This window comes from Dietzia sp. SYD-A1 (assembly GCF_015356725.1).
Lineage (GTDB): Bacteria > Actinomycetota > Actinomycetes > Mycobacteriales > Mycobacteriaceae > Dietzia.
In genome coordinates this window covers 1-4,191 of sequence record NZ_JADDKI010000119.1, presented here as the reverse complement: position 1 = coordinate 4,191, position 4,191 = coordinate 1, and the positions used below count along the sequence as shown (strand labels likewise).

The 4,191-nt window shown below is 71.6% G+C and carries 3 protein-coding genes and 2 pseudogenes; 2 read left to right on the top strand and 3 right to left on the bottom strand.

Going from position 1 to position 4,191, the window contains the following annotated elements:
- Positions 1 to 37 precede the first annotated feature (37 nt).
- Positions 38 to 1,189 (bottom strand): annotated as a pseudogene (locus IY392_RS05710) (2,4-dienoyl-CoA reductase FMN-binding domain-containing protein); the annotation flags it as partial.
- Between the two features lie 82 nt (positions 1,190 to 1,271).
- Positions 1,272 to 2,378, bottom strand: a complete 1,107-nt coding sequence (locus tag IY392_RS05705) for a hypothetical protein (protein ID WP_194860742.1) — start codon at positions 2,376 to 2,378, stop codon at positions 1,272 to 1,274.
- A 223-nt stretch (positions 2,379 to 2,601) separates the two neighbouring features.
- Between IY392_RS05705 and IY392_RS05700 the strand changes: the two genes are divergently transcribed.
- Together IY392_RS05700 and IY392_RS05695 are read left to right on the top strand one after the other, a co-directional pair.
- Positions 2,602 to 3,183, top strand: coding sequence for a CAP domain-containing protein (locus tag IY392_RS05700; protein WP_107755595.1), 582 nt, complete (start codon positions 2,602 to 2,604; stop codon positions 3,181 to 3,183).
- Positions 3,184 to 3,321: 138 nt separating this feature from the next.
- Positions 3,322 to 3,867: a CAP domain-containing protein gene (locus IY392_RS05695; protein ID WP_107755594.1), complete on the top strand. Its 546-nt coding sequence runs from the start codon at positions 3,322 to 3,324 to the stop codon at positions 3,865 to 3,867.
- A gap of 128 nt (positions 3,868 to 3,995) precedes the next feature.
- On the opposite strand, the pseudogene IY392_RS05690 reads toward IY392_RS05695, so the two are convergent.
- Positions 3,996 to 4,191: pseudogene (locus tag IY392_RS05690) on the bottom strand (TetR family transcriptional regulator); the annotation flags it as partial.

The window sequence follows — 4,191 nt, the reverse complement described above, 5'->3', positions numbered from 1 at the left end:
GGCCGGGAAACGGAACTGCTGCTCACCGTGGCGCCCTCGCGCCGACCACCGCCACCCGCCGGCGCGAGGGCGCCACGGTGAGCAGCAGTTCCGTTTCCCGGCCCGCGCGGGGGTTGACCAGGCACGACGCCCGCTTGTTCGCGAAGGTGTGGTCGAGACACGCCTGATTGCAGGCGATGCAGATGTTGATCTCGTCCGCCCGCCCCTCGCCGACCTTGGCCGCGAACGCCGGGTCCGCCAACAGCGGCCGCGCCATGGACACCAGGTCGGCCTGCCCGGTCGCGAGGATCCGCTCGGCCACGTCCGGGGTGTTGATGCGGTTGGAGGCGATCACCGGCACGCCGACGGTCTGCTTGAGCCGGGCCGCCAGATCGACGAACGCCGCGCGGGGCACCGAGGTGACGATGGTCGGGATGCGCGCCTCGTGCCATCCGATCCCGGTGTTGAACACGTCGGCACCCGCGGCCTCGAGGCGCTGCGCGAGCTCGGCGGTCTCGTCCCAGGTCTGGCCGCCCTCCACCAGGTCCAGCACGCTGATGCGGTACTGGATGAGGAAGTCCGGTCCCACCTCGGCCCGGATCCGTCGGACGATCTCCTCCGGGAAGCGCATCCGCTTGCTCGCGCTGCCGCCCCAGCGGTCGGTGCGCTGGTTGGTGCGGGCCGCGAGGAACTGGTTGATCAGGTAGCCCTCGGAGCCCATGATCTCGACCCCGGCGTACCCCGCGCGCCGTGCCAGTCGAGCCGCTCGCACCCAGTGGTCGATGGTGCGCTCGACGCCGCGCGCACTCAGGCCGCGCGCCCTGAACATGCTGATCGGGGACTTGGTGGACGAGGCCGACCGCACGAACGGCTGGTAGCCGTACCTGCCTGCGTGCAGCAGCTGGAGCAGGAGGTGCGCGCCCTCGGCGTGGACGGCGTCGGTGAGGCCGCGGTGCTTGTCCGCCATCCGCCGGCTGGCCATCATCGACCCGGCCGGCAGCAGCCAGCCCTGGATATCGGGCGAGAATCCGCCGGTGACCATCATGGCGGTGCCGCCGCGCGCCCGTTCGGCGAAGTAGGCCGTGAGTTCGGGCAGGTGCGCGCTCCGGTCCTCGAGCCCGGTGTGCATGGAGCCCATGACGACGCGGTTGCGCAGGGTGAGAGGCCCGACGACGAGGGGGCTGGTCAGGTGCGGGTGGCTCGAGCTCATGGGGCCTATTGTGCCCTGCCCGAGCCCGACCTTACTGGCGGGTAAGGTCGCGAAGGCCGGGAGTCCGAGTGCGTCACCGCTCTCAGTAGCGCAGTATCGCGCCGACGGAGTTCCCGTGCGGGAGAGCCTCGAGCACCACGAGCCGCCCGGACGTGGCACAGGTGTGGCCCACGGCGTCGTCGAGGTCCCCGGGCCGATCCTCCGGTCGGCAGATCGCCCCGGTGAGGATCAGGGTCTCCACCCGACCCTCCGCGGCGGCGGCGACGATCTCCCTCGGGTCACTGACCCCGAGGCCGGTCCCGAGCGCCTCGCCGAAACGCTCGGTCGCCGCGGCGGCGTCGGCGTTGAGGACCGGTTGCACGAGCGGCCACGCCTTCTCCTTGAGCTCCGCACCGTCGCAATGATCGGGGTTCCCGGCCACCACCTGGTCGAGCAGGTGCGGGTAGGACAGCTCGCTCCTGAGCATCGGGTGGTGCTCGGCCACCGCCGCCAGGACGAGCGGCCGTCGCTCCTGCCCCGCGAGGAGCTCATCGATCCCCCCGGCCACCTGACGGAAGAACTTCTCGAGCATCACGCGGTCCACCTCACCCCCGGCGCCGTGCCCGTGGAAGGCGGCGGTGCCCCCGGCCGCCGCCTGGTGCTGCAGCTGGGGCTCGCGCTCGGTGCGCCCTTCGGCGTCCTCCATCGACGCCGGGGCGGTGCCGATGTCCCGCTCGTGGACCGACCCCCGGGTGGCCTCGAACAGTCGCACCGAGTTCTGGCTCAGGGCGAGGATCAGGAACTCGCCGTCGGCGACCGCGGCCGGGACGAGCGGACGGACGGCGAACGAGTCGGACACGTGGACAGTCTCGGGCATCTCGGTGTCCAGCCTGAAGACCCGCGCGATCCCCGGCGCGGCGTAGAGGGCCAGCCCGTGCGCCGTGTGCTGCCAGAAGGGGTCCTGCCCGCCCAGCTCGCGCAGCGGCGCGAGCAGCTCGGCGGCGTCCTCGGCGGTGGTCCCCCCGGTGACCAGCTCGGACTCCGCGCGGTCGAGCAGGGAACGCAGCCTCATCGGCCCCTGCCGAGTCTCCGGCCCGCCACGGTGGGTCGGCATGAAGACCGACACCGCGGGGCCGGAGGCGGTCCCGAGGGCCTGGAGATCGGCTGGGGTGATCGGATCGATGTTCCGGGTGCGTTGGATCGGCGTCATGGTTCCGACCGTAACGCCGATCACGGTTCGGCGCCGGGGCTCGTGCTGATCGTTGTCGGTCGGAGACGTGAGGGCGCCTGCGCCCCGAAGTCCACTACAGACGATGTAACGAATGTGACTGATGAGACGAAAGATGCGTAAGTGAACTCTCGGCGGTAGTCTTACCGTCAACGATCCCCGCCGGGCCCGGCTCCGGCCGTCGCCCGAGGAAAGGACATGCCACGTGCGCCATCCCATCCGCTCCGCCGTCGTCGCGGGAGCCTCGGCCCTCCTGCTCGCCACCGGCGCGGGCACAGCGTCCGCCCAGGGGTCCGTCGAGCTCGCCCTCCCGTTCCCCCTGGACATCCCCGGCCTGGCCTCGCTGATCCCGGGCGCGACCGCACCGGGGGCCGCGACGGTGGCCGCACAGGACGCTCCTCTCGTCGTGGTGCCGCCCGAGGTCGCCCGGAAGGCGTTCGAAGGCAGCGTCGTCGCAGGCGTCAACGAGGCGCGCACCGCGGTCGGCGCCGAGCGTCTGGTCACCGACCCGGTCCTGTCCGTCGAGGCCGAGGTCCGCGCGGACCAGCTGGCCGCGGGCGACCCCACGACCGGCGATCTCCCGGTCCCCGAGAGCGGCGAGACCCGGGATCGTACGGTGCTGGCCCTGCCTCCGGAGGCCACACCCCAGAACGTGCTCACCGCCATGCTCACCGACACGGGCATGCGCGACCGCATGCTGGACGGCGAGTTCGCGAAGGTCGGGGTGGGCACCGCCACCGACGAGGAGGGTCGGATCCACGTGGTGCTGGACTTCGAACGGGGGTGACCGCTCCGGCGCACGGCCGGTTAACAGTGTGAAAATACGGCTAGATTCCCCAAGCCCACTAGCCCAGAACGGCTTTGGTCTCTACCGTGTTTCCTGCATGCCCTCCCCCTCGGGGCGTGCAGAAATGGAGTCCCTCCCGTGCGCCGCACTTCCCCTCGTTTCGTCAAGCCCCTCGCCGTCGTCGCCGCCGCCACCATGGCGGTCGGCGGACTGGGGGTCCCCGCCGCCTCGGCACAGCAGTTCCTCGTGCCCGGATCGTCCTTCGGATTGGCCGTTGGCGGCGGCGGCACCGCCCCGGCCCTCGATCCCACGAGCGCCGAGTACCGCCAGCAGCTCCATGACGCCACCAACGCCGCTCGGGTCGCCAATGGCCGTGCGCCGCTGCCGTCCAACGACGCGCTCGTTCAGCTGGCCACCGCCTGGAGCCAGGTCCAAGCGGCGGAGAACCGGATGTATCACAACCCCGACCTGCGTAACCAGGTCCCCAGCGGCACCACCCGCTGGTCGGAGAACGTGCTGCAGAACTGGCGCAACGCCACCCCGCAGCAGCTCGTCAACCAGTGGATGGCCTCGACCGGACACCGGCTCAACCTGTTGCGCACCGATCACACCTCCATGGGTATGGGCGTCGCCGTGGCCGGCGACAACCGGCTCTACGCCACGCAGGTGTTCATCCGCAGCTGACCCGGGCCCGGGCCGGCGCCGACCCGTCGACAAGGACGTTCCGCACACGTGTCGCGAGAAGCGGGTGTGCGGAACGTCCTTGTCGACGTGCGGGCCCGGGCATGCGCCGGCCCGGCCGTGGCGCGGCGTCAGCCGCCGAGTCCCGCCAGTAATGCCTCGAGCCCCTCGTCGAATCGCGAGTCATAGTCGACGCGCGGCATCGCGGGGTCCACGGCGGCGAGGTTGTGGTGGGTCTGCTCCTCGATCGTCACCCCCAGCACGTAGGCGGTGAGCGCGGAGGTCAGGCCCGCGGCCCGAGCGCCGCCCCCGTGCCGCGCACACGTC

Coding starts and splice junctions, on each gene's coding strand:
- IY392_RS05705 (WP_194860742.1), bottom strand. CDS start 2,378: ATGACGCCGATCCAACGCACCCGGAACATCGATCCGATCACCCCAGCC.